Source organism: Streptomyces prunicolor NBRC 13075 (assembly GCF_000367365.1).
Lineage (GTDB): Bacteria > Actinomycetota > Actinomycetes > Streptomycetales > Streptomycetaceae > Streptomyces > Streptomyces prunicolor.
Genome location: NZ_BARF01000087.1, coordinates 20,408 through 47,301, shown reverse-complemented (window position 1 = coordinate 47,301; position 26,894 = coordinate 20,408). Strand labels below are relative to the sequence as shown.

The following is a 26,894-nucleotide window of genomic DNA, read 5'->3' as shown; positions in this document are numbered from 1 at the left end:
GGGGAGCAGGGGAGCAGGGGAGCAGGGGAGCAGGGGAGCAGGGGAGCAGGGGAGCGCGGGGAGGGGGACTTCAGAGGACGCGGGCGAGGAACTCGCTCAGGCACGCCGTCTCGGGGTGTTCCAGCGTCCGGCGGGCCGGGCCCGACTCGGCGATGACGCCCTCGTCCATGAAGATCACGCGGTCCGCGACCTCACGGGCGAAGCCGATCTCGTGCGTCACGGCGATCATCGTCATGCCCGAGTCGGCGAGCAGCCGCATGACGTCGAGGACATCCTTGACGAGTTCGGGGTCCAGCGCGGAGGTCGCCTCGTCGAAGAGCACGACCTCGGGCTCCATGGCCAACGCGCGGGCGATGGCGACCCGTTGCTGCTGACCGCCCGACAACTGGCTCGGCCGCGCGTGGGCCAGCGCCGCGAGTCCGAGGCGTTCCAGTTGGGCCATGGCGGCGGTCTCCGCGGCCTCCCTGCCCGTGCGGCGGACCTTGCGCAGGGCGACGGTCACGTTGTGCAGGACACTGAGGTGCGGGAACAGGTTGAAGTGCTGGAAGACCATGCCCACCCGGGTGCGGACCGCGTCGACGTCCACGCCGGGGCCGGTGATCAGGTCACCGCCGAGGCGGATCTCGCCCGAGGTCGGCGCCTCCAGCAGGTTCACGCACTTCAGGAGCGTGGACTTGCCCGAACCCGACCGGCCGATCACACAGACCGTCTCGCCCGCCGCGACCTCCAGATCCACGCCCCGCAGGACGTCCACCGCGCCGTAGCGCTTGTGCAGGCCGCGCACACCGACCGCGGCAGCCGTGGCCGTCCCTGACTCGTCGGCGCGCGGGTTCTTCTCGGACAGCGTTCCGGTCATGGCTCAGACCTCCAGCGCGGTCGGTGCGGACGGGGTGGACGAGGCGGACGGGACGGGGGTCGGCACGGCCGTCGCTCTGTTCTGTCCGCGTCCGCCGTCTCGCAGCCGCAGGTCGAGCCGGTTGACCAGGAAGGTGAGCGGGACGGTGAGCAGCAGGTAGCAGGCGCCGGCGGCCACCAGCGCGGAGGAGTTGTACGTGGCCGCCTGCCGTTCCTGCGCGATGAAGTAGAGCTCGCGCTGCCCGAGACCCAGCCCGAGCAGATACACCAGCGCGCTCTCCTTGATGTCGATGATGAACTGGCCCGCCAGCGCGGGCAGTACGTTCCGTACGCCCTGCGGTACGACGATCACCCGCATCGCCGTCGGATACGACATGCCGAGACTGCGCGCCGCGCTCAACTGCCCAGCCGGTACCGCCTGGATGCCCGAGCGGAAGATCTCCGCCAGATAGGCCGCCGAGATGAGGCCGATGGCGAGGACGGCGTACCCGAGCGGGTCCCTGCCGAACGGCCTGATCCCGGCCGACGGCAGGCCCAGGCCGACGAGACTCACGGTCACGATCGCGGGCAGACCGCGGAAGACGTCGACGTAGATCCGCGCGGGCAGCCGCACCCATCGGCGGTGCGACAGCAGGAGCAGCGCGAGCAGCACGCCGAGCACGACACCGAAGACGATCGCGAGGCCGGCGATCAGCAGGGTGTTGCGCAGGCCCTCGGTCAGCAGGACGGGAAAGGCCTTGAGGAGTTCGTCGGGGTTGAAGAACGTGTGCAGAAACAGGTGCATCGGCCGGAGCCTCTCGCTGCGCGGACTGCTCTGAGCGGGCGCTACGACTGCTCAAAGCGGCGGAATTGGACGCAGCCTAGGTCGGCCGGCGGGCGGTGGCGCCGATGCTTACCGCGGGTGCGGTAAGCATCGGCTGTACGCTGCGCCGCATGCCTGTCGTCATCAGCTTGCAGGGCGCCGTTCCGGCGGACGTGGCCGTGGGCCTGTCACCGCTGGCGGAGCTGATGGCGTGCCTGCACTCGATCGCCGAGCCCGAGCACCACCTCGCCGTACGGCAGTGGCTGGAACGGGTACGCGCCGAGCTGTCGACGGAGTCGCAGAGTCTGATCGCGGTCTACTCGCCCCTGTGGACCCGGATGCGCTGCCGTCTGCTGATGCCGCTGGAACCGCCGCTGGGCCTGACCCTGGAGCAGGAACTGGCCCGGCTGGAGGCGCTGTCGCTGGACGACTTCGTCATGGGCGCCGCGCCGTCCGTGCACGGCGGCGTCTTCGACACCCACGGCCTGCTCACCGACCGGGCGGTGCGCGAGGCCTACATCCTGTCCAGCGAACGGCGCTCCTTCAGTCGGGGCGAGTTGACCCGCAGCCTGTTCCAGACCCCGGAGCGGACCCGGTCCGGGCTGCTGGAGCTGCTGCGGCGCTGCGCGGCCGAGTTCTTCGACGCCGAATGGGCGCGGGTGCGGCACCGGTTGGAGAGCGAGTGCACCCGGGTGCGGGCCCGGGTCCAGGCCCTGCCGTTGCCCGAGGCGCTCGCCTCGCTCAGCCCGAACGCCACCGTCGGGCACAACCCGCCATCGGTCGCCTACGACAAACTCCAGTCGCTCCGGGCCGATCTGCGCGGGCGCCGCTGTCTGCTCGTACCGTCCGCGCACACCCGGCCCCATCTGATCGTCCGGGACGATCCGCCGTATCCGCTCGTCGTGCACTTCCCCGTCGAGAACACGGGCCGGCAGTCGGAACAGGCCACGCTGGCACAGGTGCGGCTCAGGCTGTCGATCCTGTCGGATCCCGCGCGGCTGTCGCTGTGCCGGCACCTGGTGAACGAGCCGATCACCACGTCCGACCTGGCCGCACGGACGGGCATGACCCTCCCGCAGGTCTCCCGCCACCTCGGCCGACTGCGCGAGGCGGGCCTGCTGACCTCCCGCAGGGACGGCCGACAGATCCACCACCGGCTGGACACCGACTGCCTCATGCGGCTGGGCGTGGACGTCCTGACCTCGATCATCCGCTGACGGTACGTGCGTTCACGGGGGAGGCGGGCGGGGAAACAGCGCGGAAACCTGGGGCTCCAAGTTGCGTGGCGCGCAACCTAGTGCGTATAGCGGTACTCGTATTAGCATGCCTCGCGTATCTACGGCGCGAGCGAGACGAGAGATCATGGCTCCCCTGCAATACGACTTCGTCATCGTCGGCGGTGGATCCGCCGGCAGCGCACTGGCGAACCGGCTCTCCGCGGACCCGGCCAACCAGGTGCTGGTCCTGGAGGCCGGCCGGCCCGACTACCCCTGGGACGTCTTCATCCACATGCCGGCCGCGCTGACCTATCCGATCGGCAGCCGGTTCTACGACTGGAAGTACGAGTCGGAACCCGAGCCGCACATGGGCGACCGGCGCGTCTACCACGCGCGCGGCAAGGTGCTGGGCGGCTCCAGCAGCATCAACGGCATGATCTTCCAGCGCGGCAACCCCATGGACTACGAGCGCTGGGCCGCCGACGCGGGCATGGAGAGCTGGGACTACGCGCACTGCCTGCCGTACTTCAAGCGGATGGAGAACTGCCTCGCGGCCGATCCCGACGACGAGTTCCGCGGCCACGACGGTCCGCTCGTCCTCGAACGCGGGCCTGCCTCCAACCCGTTGTTCGGTGCGTTCCTCAACGCCGTGCAGGAAGCGGGGTATCCGCGTACCGACGACGTCAACGGCTATCAGCAGGAGGGGTTCGCGCCCTTCGACCGCAACGTCAGCCGGGGTCGACGGCTGTCGGCTTCGAAGGCGTATCTGAAGCCTGTGCGGAAGCGGCCCAACCTCACCGTCACCACCCGCGCGATGGTCACCCGTGTCCTCTTCGAGGGCAAGAAGGCCGTCGGCGTCGAGTACCGGCACCGCGGCAAGGTCCGTCAGGTGCGCGCCCGCGAGGTCATCCTGTGCGGCGGCGCGATCAACTCCCCCCAGCTGCTTCAGCTTTCGGGCGTCGGCAACGCGGAGGAGCTGACCGCGCTCGGCATCGACGTCGTCCACGATCTGCCGGGCGTCGGCGAGAACATGCAGGACCACTTGGAGGTGTACATCCAGTACGCCTGCAAGCAACCCGTCTCCATGCAGCCGTACATGGCGAAGTGGCGCGCCCCCTTCATCGGCCTGCAGTGGCTCTTCCGCAAGGGTCCCGCCGCGACGAACCACTTCGAGGCGGGTGGCTTCGCCCGCAGCAACGAGGACGTCGGCTATCCCAACCTGATGTTCCACTTCCTGCCGATCGCGGTCCGCTACGACGGCTCGTCGCCGGCGGGTGGCCATGGTTACCAGGTGCACGTCGGGCCCATGTACTCCGACGCGATCGGCTCGGTGAAGATCAAGAGCAAGGATCCGCTGGAGCATCCGGCGCTGCGCTTCAACTACCTGTCCACGGAGCAGGATCGGCGTGAGTGGGTCGAGTCGATCCGGGTCGCCCGCAAGCTCCTCAACCAGCCGGCGCTGGCCCCGTACAACGACGGGGAGATCTCGCCCGGGCCGTCCGTGGAGAGCGACGAGGAGATCCTCGCGTGGGTGGCCAAGGAGGGCGAGACCGCTCTGCATCCGTCCTGCACCTGCAAGATGGGCACGGACGAGATGGCCGTTGTCGACCCCGGGAGTATGCGAGTGCACGGGGTGGAGGGGCTGCGGGTCGTGGACGCGTCGGTGATGCCGTATGTGACCAACGGCAACATCTACGCGCCGGTGATGATGATCGCGGAGAAGGCGGCGGATCTGATCCTGGGCAAGGGGCCGCTCGCTCCGTCCGACGCGGTGTATTACCGGCACGGGGGTGCGCAGCAGAAGCAGGCGGGGTGAGCGCGGGGGGCGTTGAGAGGCTGAGGGCTGAGGGCTGAGGGCTGAGGGTGCCGGGGGTGCTGAGGGTGCCGGGGGTTCTGGGGGCTGCCGCCCCCAGGCCCCCGCTTCGGCCTGAACGGCCTCGTCCTCAAACGCCGGACGGGCTGGATGTGGCGGCCTGCGATTCGAAGTGCCGGTGATGGCTGGGTGTTGTTGGCCTGCGTTTCAGGCTGCCGTGGACGGGCTGGATGGTGTCGGCCTGGACTTCGAGCCGGCGGCGACGGCTGGCTATAGCAGGCCTGGGTGTCGAGAGGCCGGAGACGGCTGAATTGCCGGGCTGCGCTCTAATGCGCTGAGGGCGGGCTGATGTGTGTGCCCGCGTTGGAGGGCGCCGGGGTCGGGCTGGCGTATGCGTGCCCGCGTTGCAGGGCGCCGGGACGGGCTGATGTGTGCGTGCCCGCGTTCCAAGTCGCCTTGGACGGGCTAATTGGTGCGCGCGCCCGTGTTCCAAGCCGCCGCGGGCAGGCTGGTGTGTGCCCGTGCTCCAAGTTGCCGGGGGAACACGCTGATTGGCGCGTGTCTGTGTTGCAAGTTGCCGCCGACAGGCTGGTGCGTGTGCCCGCGTTTCAAGTCGCCGCAGACTGACTGATGCGTGCGCCAGCGTTCCAGGTCGTCGGGAGACAGGCTGGTGTGTGCGCCAGCGTGTCAAGCCGCCGCAGACAGGCTGGTGGGTGCCCGAACTCCCAGCCGCCGCGGACTGACTGATGTGTGTGCGCCAGCATGCCAAGCCGCCGGTGGGCAGGCTGATTGGCGTGTGCCCGCGTTCCAAGTCGCCGCCGACAGACTGCCTCAGCGTGCCCGCGCCCCAAGTGCCGCCGCCGGAAGCCGTATACAGCCCGCACCCGCCGCACCCGCACCCGCCGCATCCGCACCCGCCGCATCCGCGCCCGGGCTCACCCGCACCCGCACCCGGAGTCACCCGCACCCGGAGTCACCCGCACCCGGAGTCACCCGCACCCGGAGTCACCCGCACCCGGAGTCACCCACACCCGGAGTCACCCGCGCCCGGACTCACCCGCTCCCCCGGCACCCGGACACACCCCACCCACACCCCCACCTTCACCGAAACACCACCGTCCGATTCCCATACACCATCACCCTGTTCTCGCTGTGCCACTTCACCGCGTGCGCCAGCACCTGCGCCTCCACGTCCCGCCCCACCGTCACCAGCTCATCCGGGTCGAGTGAGTGGTCCACCCGGACCACGTCCTGGTCGATGATCTGGCCCTCGTCCAGTTCCGGTGTCACGTAGTGCGCCGTGGCGCCCACGAGCTTGACCCCGCGGTCGTACGCCTGCTGGTAGGGGCGGGCACCCTTGAAGCTGGGGAGGAAGGAGTGGTGGATGTTGATGGCGTGGCCCTCCAGTTGCTTGCAGAGGTCGTCGGAGAGGATCTGCATATAGCGGGCCAGAACCACCAGGTCGATGTTCAAATCCCTTACCAGGTCGAGGAGTTGGGCCTCCGCTTCGGCCTTCGTGTCCCTGGTTACCGGGACGTGGTGGAAGGGGATGCCGTAGGTGTCCGCCAGTCCCTCGAAGTCGCGGTGGTTGGAGACGATCGCCGGGATCTCGATGTTGAGGGCGCCGGTGCGTTGGCGGAACAGCAGGTCGTTCAGGCAGTGGCCGAACTTGGACACCATGATCAGGGTGCGGGTGGGGGTGGAGGCGTCGCGGAGGGTCCAGGAGATGCGGTACGCCTCGGCGACCGGGCCGAATCGGTAACGCAGAGTTTTCAGGTCGGCGTTTGGATCGGAAACGTCGAAGTGGACCCTCATGAAGAAGCGGGCCCCCAGCCGATCATCGAATTGCTGGCTCTCCAGGATGTTGCCGGAGTTCCGGACGAGAAAGCCGCTCACGGCATGGACCAGTCCGGCGCTGTCCGGACACGAGAGGGTGAGGACGAATTCGCGGCCAGGGTGCGGTCGAGGGGACATGGGCGGCCTCCGTCGGTGCGTCACATCGATGCGTATTGCACAACATGGTGAGCGATACGCAACAAGATGAGGCCGAGCGCCGCTCGCGGTCAAGGGGCGGCCGCGCGAGGGGCGGCATGGCGAAATCGTCATCCGCCAACCCCTTGACGTATGTCTGCACATTCGCCAAGGTGTTCCACCACAAGCAATACGGTGCACAATGCGCAACGAAATTCGCTCGAAGGGCTCCACACGTGGCAGACCTGTATGTGGACGGAGAATGGCGCGACGCGGTGGCCGGCGGTCACCGTGACATTCGCTGTCCCGCCGACGGCACGCTCAGCGCGACCGTGTCCGAGGGAACGCGTCCCGACACCGAGGCCGCGATCGCCGCCGCCCGCCGCGCCTTCGACGAGGGACCCTGGCCGCAGACCCCCGAGCGGGAGCGCGCCGCGCTGCTGCTGCGCACCGCCGACATCCTTGAGCGCGACGCCAAGGAGTTCGCCCGCGCCGAGTCGCTGGACACCGGCAAGCGGCTGGTGGAGAGCGAGTACGACATCGCCGATGTTGTTTCCTGCTTTCGTTACTACGGTGGGATCGGCGGTACCGATGCCGGGCGGGTCATCGACACGGGGCGTGACGACGCCGTAAGTCGGGTCGTCTACGAGCCCGTTGGGGTGTGCGGGCTCATCACACCCTGGAACTACCCGCTGCTGCAGGCCAGTTGGAAGGTCGCTCCGGCGCTCCTCGCCGGCAACACGGTCGTTCTCAAGCCGAGCGAGCTGACTCCCTCCACCTCCATCCTGCTGATGAAGGCGTTGGAGGAGGCCGGACTGCCCGCCGGTGCCGCCAATCTCGTGCTCGGGAGCGGGCCCGAGGTGGGGGCGCCGCTCTCCGAGGACCCCGCCGTCGACATGGTCTCCTTCACCGGGGGACTGGAGACTGGCAAACGCATCATGGCCACCGCCGCCGCGACCGTGAAGAAGGTCGCGCTGGAGCTGGGCGGCAAGAACCCCAACGTCATCTTCGCCGACGCCGACTTCGAGACGGCCGTGGACTTCGCGCTCACGGCCGTCTTCCTGCACTCCGGCCAAGTCTGCTCCGCCGGCGCCCGGTTGATCGTCGAGGACTCGCTGCACGACCGGTTCGTCGACGAAGTCGTGCGGCGTGCGCGGCAGATCAGGCTCGGCGGGCCCTTCGATCCCGAGGCCGAGACCGGGGCGCTGATCTCCGCGCAGCACCGGGAGAAGGTCGAGGCGTACGTCGCGGCGGGTATCGCCGAGGGGGCCGTGTTGAGGTGTGGTGGTGAGCGGCCGGACGAACCCGCCCTCGCCGACGGGCACTTCTATCCGCCGACCGTGCTCGACGGCTGCACGCAGGACATGCGGGTGGTGCACGAGGAGTCCTTTGGACCGGTCCTGACCGTGGAGCGGTTCACCGACGAGGACGACGCCGTACGCATCGCCAACGACACCGAGTACGGACTCGCCGGCGCCGTCTGGACCCAGGACGCGGGGAAGGCCCAGCGGGTCGCCCGGCGGCTGCGGCACGGCACGGTGTGGATCAACGACTACCACCCCTATGTGCCGCAAGCGGAATGGGGTGGCTTCGGACACTCGGGCGTGGGCCGGGAGTTGGGACCGACCGGCCTGGACGAGTACCGAGAGCCCAAGCACATCTGGCAGAACATCCAACCCCGGCCGCAGCACTGGTTCCGCGGCTGAACGCCGAAAAGAGGTCGATCGTGACCCCAGCACAGACCGAGGTGCCGCAGCGGCGCGGCACTCCCCAGGACTCGGCCCCCACCCCGGTCATATCCGTGCGCAAGCTGTGGAAGGTGTTCGGGCCGAAGGCAGAGCAGGTACCCGAATCCGAGGAACTGTGCGGGCTCACCCGGCGTGAGCTGATGGACCGCACCGGCTGCACCGCCGCCGTACGCGATGTGAACTTCGAGGTCTCGCCCGGCGAGGTCTTCGTCGTCATGGGGCTGTCCGGCTCCGGGAAGTCCACCCTGGTGCGATGTCTGACCCGGCTGATCGAACCGACCTCCGGCGAGATCGTCTTCGAGGGCGAGGACATCCGGGACGCGGACGCCAAACGGCTGCGCGAGCTGCGGCGCCGTAAATTCTCCATGGTCTTCCAGCACTTCGGACTGCTGCCGCACCGCCGGGTCGTCGACAACGTGTCGTTCGGCCTGGAGATACGCGGCATGAGCAAGGCCGAGCGCACCAAACGGGCCCTGGAAGTCGTCGAGTTGGTGGGGCTCTCCGGGTACGAGAACTCCTATCCCGACCAGCTCTCCGGCGGTATGCAGCAACGCGTCGGTCTGGCAAGGGCGTTGGCCGGTGACCCGGACGTGCTCCTCTTCGACGAACCGTTCTCCGCGCTCGACCCGCTGATCCGCCGTGACATGCAGAACGAGGTCATCCGGCTGCACCGCGAGGTCGGCAAGACCATGGTGTTCATCACCCACGACCTGTCCGAGGCCCTCAAGTTGGGCGACCGTATTCTCATCATGCGCGACGGCAAGATGGTGCAGTGCGGGACCGGGGACGAGCTGGTCGGCGCTCCGGCCGACGACTACGTACGCGAGTTCGTGAAGGACGTGCCGCGCGGTGACGTCCTCACCCTGCGCTGGATCATGCGTCCCGCCGTGGACGAAGACGCCCTGGACGGGCCCGAGTTGGGCCCGGACGTCGTGGTGCGGGAAGCCACCCGCGCAGTGCTCGCGGCCGACAAGCCGGTCAAGGTCGTAGAGAACGGCAAGCTGCTCGGCATCGTCGGCGACGAGGAGATCCTCGCGGTCGTCGCCGGGCGGGAAGGCGGCGCGTGATGACCGTCGCCGTGGAGAAACCGGAGCCCGCACAGCAAGTCGCGGACACCGCACCGGAGTTGAAGAACCCGCGACGCAAGGTCACCCGGCCCATGATGGTGGGCGCGATCCTCGTCGTATGGCTCGTGCTGTTCGCCGTGCTGCGCGGTAAGCAGACGCTGACCCTCGCGGCGGCCGATCTCACCGGGCTGCACCGCTGGTTCAACGACCTCAACGACTCGATCGGCGCGGACCGCAACTCCAACCCGCTCTTCCTCTACTTCTTCAACGAGATCCGCCTGGTCATCGACAACCTGGTGACCTTCGTCCAGGACCTGATCTCGCAGCCGAGCGGCGACCGCCCGCTGCCGCAGATCGGCTGGCTCGGTGTCGTCGGCATCACCGGTTTCGTGTCCTGGGCCGTCGGCAACTGGCGGGTCGCACTGCTCGCCATGGCCGGCTTCGCCTTCTTCGGGCTCCAGGGCCTGTGGCAGGAGAGCATGGACACCCTGGCGCTCACCCTCTCCGCGGTCCTCGTGGCGCTGGTGTTCGCGATCCCGCTGGGGGTGTGGGCAGGGCTGTCCGACCGGTTCAACCGGATCATCACGCCCTTCCTGGACTTCATGCAGACGATGCCGACCTTCGTCTACCTGGCCCCGCTGACCCTGTTCTTCCTCATCGGCCCGGCCTCCGCCGTGATCGCCACCGTGATCTACGCGGCCCCGCCCGCGATCCGGATCACCGCGCACGGCATCCGCTCCGTGCCGGAGACGACCGTGGAAGCGGCCGATTCCATGGGGGCGACGCGCTGGCAGTCGCTGCTCAAGGTGCTGCTGCCGATGGCCAAGCGGACCGTGGTGATGGGCGTCAACCAGACCATCATGGCCGCCCTCGCGATGGTCACCATCGCGGCCCTGATCGACGCACCCGGCCTCGGCAAGACCGTCATGCAGGCACTGCAGACGCTCGACGTCGGTACGGCCTTCAACGCGGGCCTGGCCATCGTCGTCATGGCGATCGTGCTGGACCGGGTCACGACGGCGTCCAGCACGCGTGCGGAGCAGGCCCGGAACTCGACGGGTCGCTTCCTCAAGTGGCGCCGCCCGCTGCTCGGTTCGGGCGCCGTGGGTGTCGTGGTGCTGATCTACCTCTCGCACACCTACCTGTGGGCGGCGCAGTTCCCCGGCGACGGCGGCACCGGTACGCACATCACGAACGCGGCGAACAGTGTGACGGCGTGGGTGCAGGACAACCTGTCGGGCATCACCAACGCCTTCCGCAACACGCTCACCAACGGCCTGCTCAATCCGTTCCAGTCGCTGTTCACCGACTCGCCGTGGTGGCTCGTCGGCGCGGCTCTGATCGGGATGGCCGTGGTGCTCGGCGGCTGGGGGACCGGGGTCACCACGGCCGTGTGCGTGGGCCTGCTGGTGGGCACCGGCCTGTGGTCGGACGCCATGACGACCTTGGCCTCGACGCTCGTGGCGACGGTGCTGGTGATGGTGTTCGGCATCGCCCTCGGCGTGTGGATGGGGCGCAGTACGGTGGTGGACCGGCTGCTGCGGCCCACGCTGGACGCGGCGCAGGTCATGCCGCCGTTCGTCTACCTTGTGCCGTTCCTCGCACTGTTCGGCCCGACACGCTTCACCGCGATCGTCGCCGCCGTCGTGTACGCCGTACCGGTCGCCATCAAGATCACCGCCGACGGGGTGCGGGCCGTGCCCGAGACCACCGTCGAGGCGGCCACCGCGGCCGGCTGCAACACCTGGCAGATCATCACCAAGGTTCAACTCCCGATGGCACGCAGCGCCTTGACCCTCGCGACCAACCAGGGCCTGATCTACGTGCTGTCGATGGTTGTTGTGGGCGGCCTGGTGGGAGCCGGCGCCCTCGGCTACGACGTCGTGGCCGGATTCTCACAGAGCGAGCTGTACGGCAAGGGGTTGGCGGCGGGGCTGGCCATCGTCCTGCTCGGAGTCATGTTCGACCGGATCACTCAGGCGGCCGCGCGCCGAACCAGCGCTTAAAGGAGCACGACACCATGGCAAGACACTGGCGAACCGGCGCGGCCGGCCTGGCCGTCCTCGGCCTCACCCTCACCGCGTGCGGCGGGGCGAAGGTCGGCGACACCTCCTCGGGCTCGGGCAGCAGCTCGGGCAGCTCGGCCAAGTGCGGGACCTTCAACCTCGCGGTCAACCCGTGGGTGGGCTACGAGGCGGACGCGGCGGTCGTCGCGTACGTCGCGCAGCACCAACTCGGCTGTACGGTCAACAAGAAGGACCTGAAAGAGGAGATCGCCTGGCAGGGCTTCGGGACCGGTGAGGTCGACGCCGTCCTGGAGAACTGGGGCCACGACGACCTCAAGAAGAAGTACATCACCGGCCAGAAGACCGCCGTCGAGGCCGGCCAGACCGGCAACAAAGGCATCATCGGCTGGTACGTACCGCCGTGGCTGGCGAAAGCCCACCCCGACATCCTCAACTACAAGAACCTGAACAAGTACGCGTCCGAGTTCAAGACCTCCGAGTCGGGCGGCAAGGGTCAACTCCTCGACGGGGACCCGTCGTACGTCACCAACGACGCCGCGCTGGTGAAGAACCTGAAACTGGACTTCAAGGTGGTGTACGCGGGCAGCGAGACCGCGCTCATCCAGGCCTTCCGCACCGCCGAGAAGAACAAGCAGTGGGTCATCGGCTACTTCTACGAGCCGCAGTGGTTCCTGTCCGAGGTCGCGCTCAAGAAGGTGGCGCTGCCCGCGTACACGACGGGCTGTGACGCCGTAGCGTCGAAGATCGCCTGCGACTACCCCGTCTACGACCTGGACAAGATCGTCAGTGCGAAGTTCGCCAAGTCGGGCAGTCCCGCCTACAACCTGGTGAAGAACTTCAACTGGACGAACGAGGACCAGAACACCGTGGCCAAGTACATAGCGCAGGACAAGCTGTCCGACGACGCCGCGGCGAAGAAGTGGGTCGACGCCAACCAGGCCAAGGTCGACGCCTGGCTCAAGTAGGCGGCGGACGAACGCGGTTGACCATGCCCGGTGGGCGGTACGCGCAGATGCGTACCGCCCGTCGGGCATTGCCGTGTTCCGGCCGGTGGCAGGGGCGTCGTCCGACGTCACGGGACCCCTTGACACCCGCTCCCCCCGCCGGGCACATTGAGTTGCGCAACCTGAAGCATGTTGCGCAGACAGCAACCGGATTGCTTTCTAGCCGGAGGTGCGGCGATGGCGGGACCCCGAGTGGTCATCATCGGAGCGGGTGTCGTGGGAGCGGCGCTCGCGGACGAGATCTCCGCGCGAGGCTGGACCGAAGTGACCGTGGTCGACCAGGGCCCGCTGCCCGCCACCGGGGGCTCGTCCTCGCACGCCCCGGGGCTGGTCTTCCAGACCAACTCCTCGAAGACCATGACCGAGTTGGCCCGCTACACGGTCGAGAAGTTCTGCTCCCTCGACGTCGACGGCAAGCCCTGCTTCCTCCAGGTCGGCGGCCTCGAAGTCGCCACCACCCCCGAGCGCGTCGCCGAACTCCACCGCCGCCACGGCTGGATCACCTCCTGGGGCATCGAGGCCCGCCTGCTCACCCCCGAGGAGTGCGTCGAGCACCACCCGCTGGTGAACCCGGACCGGGTCCTCGGCGGCCTCCTGGTCCCCACCGACGGCCTCGCGAAAGCCGTCCTCGCCGTCGAGGCCCAGATCCGCCGGGCCACCGAGCGTGGCGTGACCTTCCTCGCCCGCCACGAGGTCCTGGACGTCCAGCAGACCGACGGCCGTGTCACCGGCGTCCTCACCGACCAGGGCGAGATCCCCGCCGACATCGTCGTGTGCTGCGCCGGCATCTGGGGCCCGAAGATCGCCCGCATGGTCGGCATGAACCTCCCGCTGACCCCGCTCGGCCACCAACTCGCCTGGACCGGTCCAGTACCCGCCCTCGCCGGCCAGACCGAGGAGGCCGTCCGCCCGATCCTGCGCCACCAGGACGCCGACCTCTACTACCGCGACCGCTTCGACGTCATCGGCATCGGCTACTACGGCCATCGCCCGATGCCCATCTCGGCCGACGACATCCTCTCGGTCGGCGAGGCCGACGACATGCCCTCCGTCCTCAAGTTCACGGAGGACGACTTCGCGCCCGCGTGGACGGAAACGCAGTCCCTGCTCCCCGCGACACGGGACACGAAGGTCGAGGAGGGCATCAACGGCCTGTTCTCCTTCACCTCCGACAACTTCCCGCTCCTCGGCGAATCCGCGGAGGTCAAGGGCTTCTGGGTCGCCGAGGCGGTCTGGGTCACGCACTCGGCGGGCGTCGGCCGCGCGATGGCCGAGTGGCTGGTCGACGGCTACTGCTCGTCCTTCGACCTCCACGAGTGCGACGTCAACCGCTTCGAACAGCACCAACTCGCCCCCGAATACGTCCTGGCCCGCGACTGCCAGAACTTCGTCGAGGTCTACGACATCCTCCACCCCCTCCAGCCATCCGGTAAGCCGCGCCCGATCCGCACCAGCCCCTTCCACGCCCGCCAGCAGGAACACGGCGCGGTCTTCCTGGAGGCGAACGGCTGGGAGCGCCCGCAGTGGTACGAGGCCAACTCCGGCCTGCTGGAAGGCCGTTCGATCACCACCCCGAACGACTGGGCGGCACAGTACTGGTCGCCCATCGTCGGCGCCGAGGCACAGGCCACCCGGGAAACGGTCGCGATGTACGACATGACGGCCCTCAAACGCCTGGAGGTGACCGGCCCCGGCGCCGCCGACTTCCTGGAGGGCCTGGTCACCGGCAAGGTCGCCAAGTCGGTCGGCTCGGTGACGTACACCCTCCTCCTCGACCACGACGGCGGCATCCGCAGCGACATCACCGTCGCCCGCCTGGCCCGCGACCGCTTCCAGGTCGGCGCCAACGGCAACCTCGACCTCGACTGGTTCACCCGCCACCTCCCGGCCGATGGAACGGTCCAAGTCCGAGACATCACACCCGGCACGTGCTGCATAGGCCTGTGGGGTCCACTGGCCCGCAAGGTCCTCCAGCCCCTCACGGACGAGGACTTCACCAACGAAGGCCTCAAATACTTCCGCGCCAAAAAGGCCTACATTGGAACGGTCCCGGTGACCGCCATGCGCCTCTCCTACGTCGGCGAACTCGGCTGGGAGCTCTACACCACAGCGGATCAGGGCCAGAAACTCTGGGACACCCTGTGGCAGGCCGCGCAACCGCTCGGCGGTGTCATCGCCGGACGCGGCGCCTTCAACAGCCTCCGCCTGGAGAAGGGTTACCGCTCCTTCGGCACCGACATGACCTACGAGCACGACCCCTACGAGGCCGGCGTCGGCTTCGCCGTCAAGCTCGACAAGGGCGACTTCATCGGCAAGGCGGCACTGGAACGCCGAAAGACCGACGTACAAAGGCAGTTGACCTGCCTGACCATCGACGACCCGCACTGGGTCGTCATGGGCAAGGAACCGGTCTACGACGGCGAGCGCGCCGTCGGCTACGTCACCAGCGCCGCCTACGGCTACACGATCGGCAAGGGCATCGCCTACGCCTGGCTCCCGGCCGAACTCGCCACCCCCGGCACCACGTTGCACATCGGCTATTTCGACGAGCGTGTCGAGGCCGTCGTCGCCGAGGAGCCGCTGTTCGACCCGACGATGTCCCGCCTCCGCGGCTAGCCGGAAGGACGCGAACTCCCCATGAACGCGCTGAACACCCCCTTGGCGGAACTGGATCCCGAGGTCCACGCCGCGCTCCGCGCCGAACTGCACCGTCAGCAGTCCACGTTGGAGATGATCGCCTCCGAGAACTTCGCGCCGTCCGCCGTACTGGAGGCGCAGGGCTCGGTCCTCACCAACAAGTACGCGGAGGGCTACCCCGGACGCCGCTACTACGGCGGCTGCGAACACGTCGACGTCACCGAGCGGTTGGCGATCGAGCGCGTCAAGTCGCTCTTCGGCGCCGGCTACGCGAATGTCCAGCCGCACTCGGGCGCGCAGGCCAACACGGCAGTGTTCTTCGCCCTGTTGAAGCCCGGCGACACGATCCTCGGCCTCGACCTCGCGCACGGCGGACACCTCACGCACGGCATGCGCCTCAACTACAGCGGCAAGATGCTGAACGTGGTGCCGTACCACGTCTCCGAGACCGACAACCTGGTCGACATGGATGAGGTGGAGCGCCTCGCGAAGGAACACGGCCCCAAGATGATCATCGCGGGCTGGTCGGCGTATTCACGGCAGTTGGACTTCGCGGCGTTCCGGCGGATCGCCGACGAGGTGGGCGCCCTGCTGATGGTCGACATGGCGCACTTCGCGGGTCTGGTGGCCGCAGGCCTGCACCCGAACCCGGTCCCGCACGCACATGTGACCACGACGACGACACACAAAACCCTCGGCGGCCCGCGCGGCGGAGTCATCCTCACCAACGAGGCCGACCTCGCCAAGAAGATCAACTCGGCGGTGTTCCCCGGCATGCAGGGCGGCCCGCTGGAGCACGTCATCGCCGCGAAGGCGGTGTCCTTCAAGGTCGCGGCGTCACCGGAGTTCGCGGAACGCCAGTCCCGCACGCTGGCCGGCTCGCGCATCCTCGCGGAGCGCCTGACCCGACCCGACGTAGCCGCGACCGGCGCGAAGGTCCTCACCGGCGGCACGGACGTCCACCTGGTCCTGGTGGACCTGCGCGACTCGGAGCTGGACGGCAGGCAGGCGGAAGACCTCCTCCACGAGATCGGCATCACCGTCAACCGCAACGCCGTGCCCTTCGACCCGCGCCCGCCCATGGTCACGTCCGGGCTGCGCATCGGCACCCCGGCGCTCGCCACGCGAGGCTTCACGGAGGAGGACTTCGCGGAGGTCTCGGACGTGATCGCGCTGGCCCTCCAACCGGCCCCGGACATCGCCGCGTTGCGCGCCCGCACGGAGGCACTGGCGGCGAAACACCCGCTCTACCCGCACCTGTCCGAGGAGGACGCCCCCCGATGACCCCCCGCACCCCGGGCGCAGACCTCCCCGAACACCCCGACTGGCTCTGGCGCACACCCGAGCCGAAACGCTCGTACGACGTAGTAATCGTGGGCGGCGGCGGCCACGGCCTGGCCACCGCCCACTACTTGGCGAAGAACCACGGCATCACCAACGTCGCGGTGCTGGAGAAGGGTTGGCTGGCGGGCGGCAACATGGCCCGCAACACCACGATCATCCGTTCCAACTACCTCTGGGACGAGAGCGCGGGCATCTACGAACACGCCCTCAAACTCTGGGAGGGCCTGGAGGAGGAGCTGGACTACCCGATCCTCTTCTCCCAGCGCGGAGTCCTCAACCTCGCCCACAGCCTCCAGGACGTCCGCGACAGCGTGCGCCGGGTCGAGGCGAACCGCCTCAACGGCGTGGACGCGGAATGGCTGGACGAGCGGCAGGTCAAGGAGGTCTGCCCGATCGTCAACGTCTCGCCGGACGTGCGCTATCCGGTGATGGGCGGCACCTACCAGCCACGCGCCGGCATCGCCAAACACGACCACGTGGCGTGGGGCCTGGCCCGCTCCGCCGACGCGGCAGGCATCGACCTCATCCAGAACTGCGAGGTGACGGGCCTCGACATGGTCGACGGCAGGGTGGTGGGCGTACAGACCACGCAGGGCCCGATATCGGCGGGCAAGGTGGCACTCTGCTCAGCAGGCCACACATCAGTCCTGGCGGCCATGGCGGGCATCCAACTCCCCCTCCAGAGCCACCCGTTGCAAGCACTGGTGTCGGAACTCCTCGAACCCGTCCACCCCACGGTGGTCATGTCCAACGCGGTCCATGTGTACGTGAGCCAGGCGCACAAGGGCGAGTTGGTGATGGGTGCGGGCATCGACTCGTACAACTCGTACACCCAGCGTGGAGCGTTCCACATCATCGAGGAACAGATGTCCGCGGCCCTGGAACTCTTCCCGGTCTTCGCCCGAGCGCATGTGCTGCGCACGTGGGGCGGCATCGTGGATGTGACCCCGGACGCGTCACCGATCGTGGGCCTGACCCCGGTGGACAACCTGTACCTCAACTGCGGCTGGGGAACCGGCGGTTTCAAGGCCACCCCGGGTGTCGGCTGGGTCTACGCCCACACGATCGCCCACGACACCCCTCACCACCTCAACGCCCCCTTCTCGCTCGACCGTTTCACCACCGGCGCGCTCGTCGACGAGCACGGCGCCGCCGCGGTGGCCCACTAGGGAGCCCAACCATGCTGCTGATCCCCTGCCCCTGGTGCGGGCCCCGCGACGAAGCCGAGTTCCACTACGGCGGCCAGGCCCACGTCGCCTACCCGGAGACCCCGGCCGACCTGACCGACGAGGAGTGGGCCCGCTACCTGTTCTTCCGCGACAACCCCAAGGGCCCGTTCGCGGAACGGTGGAACCACGGGGCGGGGTGCCGCCGCTGGTTCAACGCGGTGCGAGACACGGCGACGAACGAGATTCTGGGGGTGTACCGGGCGGGGGAGGAACGGCCAACGGTGAGTGGGCGGGGGGCGGTTGCCGACTCGACGGAGCTTTCTCAGCCGAGTCCGGCCGCACCTGTCCTTCCGGCCGCCGCTGATCAGCCGGGCCAGTCACCATCAGCCCGTTCGACGTCCACTCTTCAGCCCGGGCCCGCATTTTCAGCCCGTCCGGCGTTTGAGGACGAGGCCCTTTCGGGGCCGACGGGGGTCCAGGGGGCGGAGCCCCCTGGGAACGGGGTCGAAGGGGCAGCGCCTCTGGAGGATGGGACGGGTAGGGGCGGCGGGGGCGAAGAAACCCATCCGTTCCGCCACCCCACCCACGGCCGAATCCACCGAGACACCCCCCTCACCTTCACCTTCGACGGCACCGAATACCAGGGCTACAAAGGCGACACCCTCGCCTCCGCCCTCCTCGCCAACGGCATCATCCAAACCGGCACCAGCATCAAACTAGGCCGCCCCCGAGGCATCTTCACGGCAGGCGTCGAAGAACCGAACGCGGTCATCCAGATCGAGGCCCCTTTCCCTGAGCCAATGCTGCCGGCAACGACCATCGAGCTGTACGACGGCCTCGTGGCGACCAGCCTCCCCGGCCAGGGCCGCCTGGCCACCGAACCGGACCCCGCCCGCTACGACGCGGTCCACGCCCACTGCGACCTGCTCGTGGTCGGCGCAGGCCCAGCCGGCCTCGCAGCCGCCGCAACCGCAGCCCGCACCGGAGCCCGAGTCATCCTCGCCGACGACCGCCCCGAACTGGGTGGCACCCTCCTGGACACGGCCCAACTCCTCGACTGGGTAGCTGAGTTGAAGGAAGAGCTCAGCACCGCACCAGACATACGCATACTGACCCGCACCACCGTCTTCGGCCACTACGACGACAACCACCTCCTGGCCGTGGAGCGCCGCACCAACCACCTCGGCGCAGCAGCCCCCACCCACGTCTCCCGAGAACGCGTCTGGCGCATCCGAGCCCGCCGAGTAGTCCTGGCAACAGGCGCCCACGAACGCTCACTTGCCTTCGCGGACAACGACCGCCCGGGCGTGATGCTCGCCGCCTCGGCCCGCGCGTACGTCAACCGCCACGGCGTCCTCCCCGGCCGCCGAGCCGTCGTCTTCACCACCAACGACAGTGCGTACGCAGCCGCGTTGGACCTGGCGGCGGCAGGCGTGAAGGTCGAGGCGATCGTGGACACCCGCCCGTCGGAGCCGGACGAGTGGGCGAGCCGAGCCCGAGAGGCAGGCATCGAGGTACTGCCCGGACACGCGGTCGTAGGCACCGAGGGCACCCCACGCCTGACCGCCGTAGCGGTCGCCCCATACGGCGAAACCACAAACAGGCTAAGGCAGTTCACCGCCGACCTCCTTCTGGTCTCCGGCGGCTGGAACCCCGTCGCCCACCTCTTCAGCCAGGCAGGCGGAAAACTCCGCTACGACGACAACCTCGGCTCTTTCGCCCCCGACACCTGCCGTCAGCTGGTGGAGGTCGCGGGCAGCGCGAACGGTGAATTCAACCTGGCCGGAGCCCTGTTGCAGGGCGCAGCCGCAGGGGCCCGAGCGATAGAGGCCGGGGGCTACATCGCCGAAACGCCTTCCCTGCCCGAAGTGACCAGCGAACCCCACACTCCCGCCATGCACGTCTTCGACGTCCCCGGCGCCGCCGACGCCCCCCGCTTCGTGGACCTCCAACGAGACGTCACCGTCGCCGACTTGACCCGAGCCACCGCCGCCGGCCTCAACTCGGTCGAACACACCAAGCGCTACACGACGGCCGGTACGGCCAACGACCAGGGCAAGACCTCGGGCATCCTGGCCAGTGGCGTGGTCGCCGAACTCCTCGGCGTGGACGTATCGGCCCTCGGTACGACAACATTCCGCCCGCCCTACACGCCCGTCTCCTTCGCCGCCCTCGCCGGCCGCGACCGGGGCGCGCTGCACGACCCGATCCGTACGACCGCGCTGCACGACTGGCACGTCATGCAGGGCGCGTTGTTCGAGAACGTCGGCCAGTGGAAGCGGCCTTGGTACTACCCGCAGGACGGCGAGGACATGGAGACCGCCGTGCTGCGCGAGTGCGCGGCGGCCCGCGAGAGTGTCGCCTTCATGGACGGTTCCACCCTCGGCAAGATCGACGTACAGGGCCCGGACGCACCCGTCTTCCTCGACCGGCTCTACACCAACATGATGGGCAACTTGAAGGTCGGCATGATCCGTTACGGCGTCATGTGCCGTCCGGACGGCATGGTCTTCGACGACGGTACGGCCATCCGCCTCGCCCCGGACCGCTACCTGGTCACCACGACCACGGGCAACGCCGCCGCCGTACTGGACTGGATGGAGGAGTGGCACCAGACCGAGTGGCCCGAACTCCGCGTCCACTGCGCCTCGGTGACCGAACAGTGGGCCACCGTCGCCCTGGTCGGCCCCCGCTCCCGCGAGGTGCTCGGCTCACTCGCGCCCCAACTCGCCGTCGGCAACGACGACTTCCCGTTCATGGCCTGGCGGGACACGACCGTCGCCGGTATCGAGGCGAGGGTGTGCCGGATCAGCTTCTCCGGTGAACTCGCCTACGAGATCAACGTTTCACCGTGGGAGGCCCTCGCCCTGTGGGAGGCGCTGTACGAGGCCGGTGCCCCCTTCGGCATCACCCCGTACGGCACCGAGACCATGCACGTCCTGCGCGCCGAGAAGGGCTACCCGATCATCGGCCAGGACACCGATGGCACCGTAACTCCGCAGGATCTCGGCATGAGTTGGGCGGTCTCGAAGAAGAAGCCCGACTTCATCGGCAAGCGCTCCTACGCCCGCGCCGACGCCGTCCGCCCCGACCGCAAACACCTCGTCGGCCTGCTCCCCGAGGATCCCGCAGCCTTCCTCCCCGAGGGCACCCAGCTCATCGCGGACAGCGTGCTCCCGGCCCCGCCCGTTCCGATGCTCGGCCACGTCACCTCCAGCTACCGCAGCGCCGCCCTCGGCCGCACCTTCGCTCTCGCCCTGATCAAGGGCGGCCGCGACCGCATCGGCGAGCGCCTCTACGCCCCCGTGGGCGACCGGTTGATCCCGGTGACGGTCGCAAGCCCCGTCCTCTACGACCCCGAGGGAGCCCGCCGCGATGGCTGACACCGCCCTTTCCGTCCCACGCCGCAGCCCCCTCGCGGGCGCCGCCGACCGACTGGCCGCCGTGACCCGTACCTCCGGCGGCACGGTCCGGCTGGCCGAACTCCCCTTCCTGGCCCAGGTGAACCTCCGGCTCGACGCGAAGGGCGCGGCGGCGGACGCCGTAGGACTCGCGCTCGGCCTGTCCCTGCCCCTGGAGCCCAACACGGTCGTACGGGCAGGGGAGTTGACCGTGCTGTGGCTCGGTCCGGACGAGTGGCTCGTGGTGGGGCCGCCGGACACCCAGCGGGACGTGGAGCATCGGATCCGCGCGGCGGCCGGTGACGAACACATCGCCGTCACCGATGTCTCGGCCCAGCGCACCACCCTCCTCGTCTCCGGCGCCCGCGCCCCCGAACTGCTGGCCCACGGCTGCCCGTTGGACCTGCACCCGCGCGCCTTCGGCCCCGGACGCTGCGCCCAGACCACCCTGGCCCGCGCCCAGGTGGTGCTGGTCGCCCGGGACGAACCCGGCGCCGGATTCTGGGTGTTGGTCCGTTCGTCCTTCGCCGGGTATCTGACGGACTGGCTGCTCGACGCGGCGGCGGAATACGTGCAGGAGTCCTGAGTAGACCCGAAGCGGCTCGGGCGGCAGCGGGCGAAAGCTAACGTTGCGGCCCGCGTCGGCTGCGGGCCTGGTCAGCGATATCAAGCCGAGTCTTCGACGAAAGTGTCAACAATAGAGTCGACGCTATTGCCTACGGATTAACGGACAGCTACGTTCCTCGCCGTGCCTGCACGACCCCGGTCCGGCGATCGAACGGAGTACCCAGCATGCCCAAGCTGTTCAGATGGTGTCGGTGGAATTCGGCCACCTTCATGGCCACCCTCGCCGCAGCCGTCGCGCTGGTCACCGGTGCGGGGGTGGCACTGGCCAACAGCACGACCGGCAGCGCGCAGGCCGCCAACTCGGCCTTGGCGAACGCCGTTTCGTCGAGCACCACGACCTCGGGCATCGCACCGGCCATCTCATGTTCCGCCGTCGCGCAACTGGACCTGGCGAGCGCCGTTCCCGGCGTACCCTTCGAGATCACCTCGGCCACCGAACTCGCCGCGAGCGCCAACACTCTTGGAAACTGGGCCGCTTGTGACGTGAAGGGTGTGATCGCCCCTCAACTCCACTTCGAGATCAAGCTCCCCGAGGCCGGCTGGCAGGCCAACTACCTCCAGGTCGGCTGCGGCGGCCTCTGCGGCAACGTCAACGTGACCAGCGCCCCCGCCTCGACCGGCTGCGTCCCGCTGACCACCGGCGCGTTCGCCGTCGCCTCCAGCGACGAGGGCCACTACCAGGGCGGCGGCCTCTTCTCCACCGACCCGACCCTGCGCGCAGACTTCGGCTACAAGTCCGACCATGAACTGGTCCAGGCGGCCAAGGCCGTCATCAAGCAGTACTACGGCCGGCCGGCCACCCACTCGTACTTCGACGGCTGCTCCCAGGGCGGCCACCAGGCGCTCACCGAGGCCCAGCGCTACCCGACCGACTTCGACGGCATCATCGCGGGCGCCCCGGCCAACAACTTCACCGCGCTGAACACCTTCTCGCACGCCTGGACCGCCCAGTCCGTGTACCTGAACGGCGGCCCGGCGACCCTCACCAACGCGGACCTCGCGGACCTCCACAAGGCCGTGCTCAAGGGCTGCGGCGCCCCCGCCGACGGCATCATCGCGGACCCGCTCAGCTGCACCTGGGACCCCGGCACCATCCAGTGCGAGACCGGCCAGACCTCGACGTCCGACGCGTACTGCCTGACCGCCGACCAGGTCACCACCCTGCGCCGCGTCTACGCCGGACCCACCGACGAACACGGCCAACTCCTCTACCCCGGCTACCAGTTGCGTGGCTCCGAGCTGAACTGGGCCGGCATCATCACCCCGGCCACCGCCACCGGCGCCAGCGGCGACATCAGCTTCGTCCGCGAGACCCTGCGCTACCAGATCTTCGACAGCCCCCAACCGACCCTGACGTACAAGGACATCAAGTTCACGGCCGCCTACTACAAGAAGGTCATGCGGCTGGGCGAGGGCATGTACGACGCCACCGACCCCGACCTCACCGCGTTCAAGAAGGCCGGCGGCAAGCTGATCCTCTGGCACGGCCTGGGCGACCAGCACATCCCGGCCGTAGGAACGATGGCCTACTACAAGGCAGTTGAGAAGGTCGTGGGCGGCGAGGCGGCCACCAAGACCTTCGCCCGCCTCTTCCTGCTTCCCGGCGTCGCGCACTGCGGCGGCGGCCAGGGACCGGACACCTTCGACGCGCTGACCGCGATCACCGACTGGGTCACCAAGGGCGACGCCCCGGCGAGCCTGACGACCAAGTCGGTCGACAGCGGCGGCAACACCACCGCCTCCCGTCCGGTCTACCCCTTCCCGTACTACGCCAAGAACACCACGGGCGGACCGGCCACCGACGCGAGCAGCTACACCCCCGTCAAGTCCACCGCCGAAGCCGGCCTCAAGCTCGACTGGCTCGGTTCCTTCCGCTCCGGCTACGAGACGGTCGGCAACTGGGTGGGCGGCAAGTGGGTCGTCACCAAGGGCAAGAACTGACCGTAAACGGACGGTAGTTGAGGTGTCGCGGCTCCCGGATCACGCCGGGGGCCGCGACGTCGTCTACGCCGCCCCGTGGTTCAGGACGCCGGTGATGACGGTGTTCGCCACGCGGTGATAGGCCTCGGGCTCGGGTACGGTGCCCGGCTGCCCGGCGGCCAGCAGGTGTCCGGCGCCGATCAGGGTGCGGGCGAGCGTGTCGATGTCGGCGTCCGGGGTGATGCGGCCGAGCTCGCGTTCCGCCGTGAGGTACGAGACGAACATGGCCGTTGCCTCCGTCAGCAGGGGGATCCCGGCAGGCGTGGTGGGGCGCAGCCGGACGCGCAAGGCGTCCCGGGAGATGACCAGGCCGACGATCGCCACCGCGACCGGACCGAACAGGTCCGCCAGCGCACCGGTGAGGTTGCCGGCGACGGTGCCCGTCCCGGCGGCGTCGCGCAGCGCGGCGGACTGGGCGCCGAGCCTGCCGATACGGTCCAGGACGAGCTCGACGAGGAAGGCGTCGAAGTCGGTGAAGTGCCGGTGCAGGACGCCCTTGGCACAGCCCGCCTCCGTGGTCACCGCCCGACTGGTCAGCGCGTTCGGCCCCTCCCGGAGCAGAACCCGCTCGGCGGCGTCGAACAACTGCTCACGCGCATCGCGCAGGGCCACCCCTGTCGGCATACCGTGCGTCCTTCCTTCCGCGCCCAGGCCATGGACAAGTGGGCGCGTGCCCAACCGTAGACGAGTGGGCGGGTGCCCACTATGGTGGGCGCATGCCCACTCTCCCTCCTGAACAGCCTGAACAGCCTGAACAAGCTGAACGATCTGGACGGTCGGAGCATCCCGAACGGTTGGAGCGGTCCAAAGAGTCACGGCTCTCCGTGCGGGACTCGCATCGGGCCCGGCAGATCGCCGAGTCCTTCGGCACCGACGCCGAGCGTTACGAGCGCGCCCGGCCCTCCTACCCCGGCGCCCTGATCGACCGGATCGTCACCGACAGCCCCGGACCCGACGTTCTCGACGCCGGGTGCGGGACCGGCATCGCGGCTCGGCAGTTCCAGGCGGCGGGGTGCCGGGTGCTCGGGGTGGAGCCCGACGCGCGGATGGCCGAGGTGGCGCGGCGACTCGGCGTCGAGGTCGAGGTGTCGACACTGGAGGCCTGGGACCCGGCGGGGCGGAAGTTCGACGCGGTCGTCGCGGCTCAGGCCTGGCATTGGATCGATCCAATTGCGGGCGCCGCCAAGGCCGCGCGGGTGCTGCGCCCCGGCGGTCGGCTGGCCGCGTTCTGGCACGTCTTCCAGCTCCCGCCCGACCTCGCGGAAGCCTTCGCCGAGGTCTACGAGCGGCTCGTACCCGAGGCTCCGGTCAACGTGCGGTGGCTGTCCGGGCCGCCCGAGGCCGCCTACGCGCCGATGCTCACCAAGGCCGCCGACGGGTTCCGTACGGCCGGCGGGTTCGGTGACTCCGAGGAGTGGCGCTTCGACTGGGAGCGGACCTACACCCGGAACACCTGGCTGGACCAACTGCCCACCATCGGCCTCCTGACCCGACTGCCACAGGACAGGCTCGCGGAAATCCTGGTGGGCGTCGGGGCGGCCGTCGACAAGTTGGGCGGCAGCTTCACCATGCGCTATTCCACGGTGGCGGTCACGGCGACGAGGAACGGTGCCGGTCCCTCGTGACGGAGACCGGCTCGTGGCGGAGTTCCCGCAGTATCCCGGCGAGACGCGCTGCGACGGTCTCGGCCGCGCCTTGCACATACCGGGAGTTCATCGCCTCGTAGGTGATGCGGCGTAACTCCCGGCGTCCGCCATGTACTTGGCGGCACCGTTCACCATGGTGACCATGCAGGTGGCGGGGAACGGTGACGCGGCCCTGAGGTCGAGGCCGGTGCGGGCGTTCAACTCGGCCTGGAGGCAGGCGAGTACGAGATCGCCGATCCTGGCCACGACGACCGGCGCCTCGGTGGTGCCGTCGGGCGTGAAGTCGTAGCGGGTGGTGGGGCGGAGGGCGTGCAGGCCGCCCCGACCAGGAACAGGGCCACCGTGCCGTCGCCGTAGTGCTGTTCGACGCGGGTCGCGGCTACGCCCGCCAGGTCGCCGGTGATCTCGCGGTCGCCGGAGCGGGTGAACGAGCCGTTCATCACCGAGGATTGGACGGCGTGGTTCACCAGCACAGCGATCGGGGAGCGTTGACGCCGTCCGTGCCGTCGATCCGTACCTCCTCGCCCTCCGGTGCCTGCTCGGGCGGATGGATGTGCGGCGCGGAGAAGGTGTGGCTCGCCACGACCAGCGCGTGTGCGGGGTCCACCGCGCAGACCTGGTGCAGGATCTCCTTCCCTCGTCGGCGCGTTCAGCGCGCTCGACGTGGTGTTCTCCACGACCGCGGGCGGCCCGGGCGACGCGACGACGTGATCGTCACGGCGGTCCCGCTGATGAGCTGGCTGCGCCGGCGGGCGGTGCCGATGTGAGCGCGATCGCCGTACGAACACGGGGAGTTGCCCGGTGCGTCGGGCTCACCCTCTTCGCGATCCCCTGGATCCTCGTCCCGTTCTGGCTGCTGATCGTCAACTCCCTCAAGACGGAGGGCGATGCGAGCTTCCTGTCGATGAGCTGGCCCAAGCACTGGAGCGCCGGGGTGAATTACCACACGGTGATCGACAAGGGCTCGTACCTCACCGGTCTGCGCAACAGCGCGCTGCTGGCCGCACTGACGATCCTCGCGGTGCTGCTGCTCGGCTCCATGGCGGCCTGGGCGTACGCCCGTTCCGACTCGCGGACGCTGCGGTTCGCGTACTACACGTCCGCGCTGTCGATCGTGCTGCCCCCGGCGATCATCCCGACGATCTACGTCCTCACCCAGCTCGGCCTCAACGGATCGCGTCTCGGCTACCTGCTGGTGATCGCCGGTACCCGGCTCGGTGTGGTGATCTTCCTCGCCACCGGGTTCGTCCGCACTCTTCCGCACGACTTCGAGGAGGCCGCGGAGTTGGACGGGGCGAACAGGTGGCAGATCTACTGGCGGATCGTGCTGCCCGTGCTCACCCCGGTGCTCTTCACCGGCGCGGTCATGCTGATCATCTCGGTCTGGAACGACTTCTACTTCGCCCTGTTCCTGCTGCGCGGCTCCCAAGCGGCCACGCTGCCGCTGACGTTGTACTCCTTCGCCTCCTCGTCCACGCACGGTGTCAGCTGGAACCTGGTGTTCGCCCATGTGGTGCTGACCAGCCTGCCGCTCGTCCTCGTCCACCTCTCCTGCAGCGCCGCGTCCTCGCGGGCCTCACGGAAGG

The 26,894-nt window shown here is 68.9% G+C and carries 19 protein-coding genes and 1 pseudogene; 14 read left to right on the top strand and 6 right to left on the bottom strand.

Annotation, left to right across the window (positions count from 1 at the left end; genetic code table 11):
• Positions 1 to 70: 70 nt before the first annotated feature.
• Positions 71 to 856: an amino acid ABC transporter ATP-binding protein gene (locus SPR02S_RS64115; RefSeq protein ID WP_019062082.1), complete on the bottom strand. Its 786-nt coding sequence runs from the start codon at positions 854 to 856 to the stop codon at positions 71 to 73.
• A 3-nt stretch (positions 857 to 859) separates the two neighbouring features.
• Entirely contained in the window at positions 860 to 1,639 is a 780-nt protein-coding gene (locus tag SPR02S_RS64110; protein ID WP_019062081.1) for an amino acid ABC transporter permease, read from the bottom strand.
• A 149-nt stretch (positions 1,640 to 1,788) separates the two neighbouring features.
• On the opposite strand from SPR02S_RS64110, the gene SPR02S_RS37095 reads away from it, so the two are divergent.
• Positions 1,789 to 2,874 (top strand): ArsR/SmtB family transcription factor, encoded by a 1,086-nt coding sequence (locus SPR02S_RS37095; RefSeq protein ID WP_026151199.1) that lies wholly within the window; start codon positions 1,789 to 1,791, stop codon positions 2,872 to 2,874.
• 145 nt (positions 2,875 to 3,019) lie between these two features.
• Positions 3,020 to 4,690: a choline dehydrogenase gene (gene betA, locus SPR02S_RS37090; protein ID WP_019062079.1), complete on the top strand. Its 1,671-nt coding sequence runs from the start codon at positions 3,020 to 3,022 to the stop codon at positions 4,688 to 4,690.
• A gap of 1,098 nt (positions 4,691 to 5,788) precedes the next feature.
• On the opposite strand, the gene purU is transcribed toward betA, so the two are convergent.
• A complete protein-coding gene (gene purU, locus SPR02S_RS37085; RefSeq protein ID WP_019062078.1) occupies positions 5,789 to 6,661 on the bottom strand; it encodes a formyltetrahydrofolate deformylase in 873 nt (290 codons plus the stop codon).
• A gap of 233 nt (positions 6,662 to 6,894) precedes the next feature.
• Here purU and SPR02S_RS37080 point away from each other — a divergent pair, with 233 nt between their 5' ends.
• From SPR02S_RS37080 to SPR02S_RS37035, 10 genes are all read left to right on the top strand, one after another.
• Positions 6,895 to 8,364 (top strand): aldehyde dehydrogenase family protein, encoded by a 1,470-nt coding sequence (locus SPR02S_RS37080; protein ID WP_019062077.1) that lies wholly within the window; start codon positions 6,895 to 6,897, stop codon positions 8,362 to 8,364.
• Between the two features lie 20 nt (positions 8,365 to 8,384).
• Positions 8,385 to 9,473, top strand: a complete 1,089-nt coding sequence (locus SPR02S_RS37075) for a quaternary amine ABC transporter ATP-binding protein (RefSeq protein WP_019062076.1) — start codon at positions 8,385 to 8,387, stop codon at positions 9,471 to 9,473.
• Positions 9,473 to 11,479 carry an ABC transporter permease gene (locus tag SPR02S_RS37070; protein ID WP_019062075.1) on the top strand — a complete coding sequence of 669 codons (2,007 nt, stop codon included), beginning with the start codon at positions 9,473 to 9,475 and terminating at the stop codon, positions 11,477 to 11,479. Before SPR02S_RS37075 ends, SPR02S_RS37070 begins: the two co-directional genes overlap by 1 nt.
• 14 nt (positions 11,480 to 11,493) lie before the next feature.
• On the top strand, positions 11,494 to 12,465 hold the full coding sequence (locus SPR02S_RS37065) for an ABC transporter substrate-binding protein (protein WP_019062074.1): 972 nt from the start codon (positions 11,494 to 11,496) through the stop codon (positions 12,463 to 12,465).
• Between the two features lie 216 nt (positions 12,466 to 12,681).
• Positions 12,682 to 15,120 carry a GcvT family protein gene (locus SPR02S_RS37060; RefSeq protein ID WP_043258751.1) on the top strand — a complete coding sequence of 813 codons (2,439 nt, stop codon included), beginning with the start codon at positions 12,682 to 12,684 and terminating at the stop codon, positions 15,118 to 15,120.
• Between the two features lie 21 nt (positions 15,121 to 15,141).
• Entirely contained in the window at positions 15,142 to 16,425 is a 1,284-nt protein-coding gene (glyA, locus tag SPR02S_RS37055) for a serine hydroxymethyltransferase (RefSeq protein ID WP_019062072.1), read from the top strand.
• Positions 16,422 to 17,654, top strand: a complete 1,233-nt coding sequence (locus SPR02S_RS37050; RefSeq protein ID WP_019062071.1) for a sarcosine oxidase subunit beta family protein — start codon at positions 16,422 to 16,424, stop codon at positions 17,652 to 17,654. The genes glyA and SPR02S_RS37050 overlap by 4 nt, the downstream gene beginning before the upstream one ends.
• A gap of 11 nt (positions 17,655 to 17,665) precedes the next feature.
• Positions 17,666 to 21,037, top strand: coding sequence for a sarcosine oxidase subunit delta family protein (locus SPR02S_RS37045; protein ID WP_019062070.1), 3,372 nt, complete (start codon positions 17,666 to 17,668; stop codon positions 21,035 to 21,037).
• Positions 21,030 to 21,641, top strand: a complete 612-nt coding sequence (locus SPR02S_RS37040) for a sarcosine oxidase subunit gamma (RefSeq protein WP_019062069.1) — start codon at positions 21,030 to 21,032, stop codon at positions 21,639 to 21,641. The genes SPR02S_RS37045 and SPR02S_RS37040 overlap by 8 nt, the downstream gene beginning before the upstream one ends.
• A 206-nt stretch (positions 21,642 to 21,847) precedes the next feature.
• The gene (locus SPR02S_RS37035; protein ID WP_020684248.1) at positions 21,848 to 23,623 is read left to right on the top strand and encodes a tannase/feruloyl esterase family alpha/beta hydrolase; all 1,776 of its coding nucleotides are present in this window, start codon (positions 21,848 to 21,850) and stop codon (positions 23,621 to 23,623) included.
• Positions 23,624 to 23,686: 63 nt separating this feature from the next.
• On the opposite strand, the gene SPR02S_RS37030 is transcribed toward SPR02S_RS37035, so the two are convergent.
• Positions 23,687 to 24,286 (bottom strand): TetR/AcrR family transcriptional regulator, encoded by a 600-nt coding sequence (locus SPR02S_RS37030; RefSeq protein WP_019062067.1) that lies wholly within the window; start codon positions 24,284 to 24,286, stop codon positions 23,687 to 23,689.
• Between the two features lie 92 nt (positions 24,287 to 24,378).
• On the opposite strand from SPR02S_RS37030, the gene SPR02S_RS37025 reads away from it, so the two are divergent.
• Positions 24,379 to 25,287: a class I SAM-dependent methyltransferase gene (locus SPR02S_RS37025; protein WP_078623110.1), complete on the top strand. Its 909-nt coding sequence runs from the start codon at positions 24,379 to 24,381 to the stop codon at positions 25,285 to 25,287.
• Between the two features lie 87 nt (positions 25,288 to 25,374).
• On the opposite strand, the gene SPR02S_RS63515 is transcribed toward SPR02S_RS37025, so the two are convergent.
• Together SPR02S_RS63515 and SPR02S_RS63860 are read right to left on the bottom strand one after the other, a co-directional pair.
• Positions 25,375 to 25,554: a hypothetical protein gene (locus tag SPR02S_RS63515; protein WP_158697950.1), complete on the bottom strand. Its 180-nt coding sequence runs from the start codon at positions 25,552 to 25,554 to the stop codon at positions 25,375 to 25,377.
• 217 nt (positions 25,555 to 25,771) lie between these two features.
• Positions 25,772 to 25,915, bottom strand: a complete 144-nt coding sequence (locus SPR02S_RS63860; protein ID WP_019062064.1) for a hypothetical protein — start codon at positions 25,913 to 25,915, stop codon at positions 25,772 to 25,774.
• On the opposite strand from SPR02S_RS63860, the pseudogene SPR02S_RS65990 reads away from it, so the two are divergent.
• Positions 25,856 to 26,833 (top strand): annotated as a pseudogene (locus SPR02S_RS65990) (carbohydrate ABC transporter permease); the annotation flags it as partial. The gene SPR02S_RS63860 and the pseudogene SPR02S_RS65990 sit on opposite strands and share 60 nt — an antisense overlap.
• Positions 26,834 to 26,894: the final 61 nt, after the last annotated feature.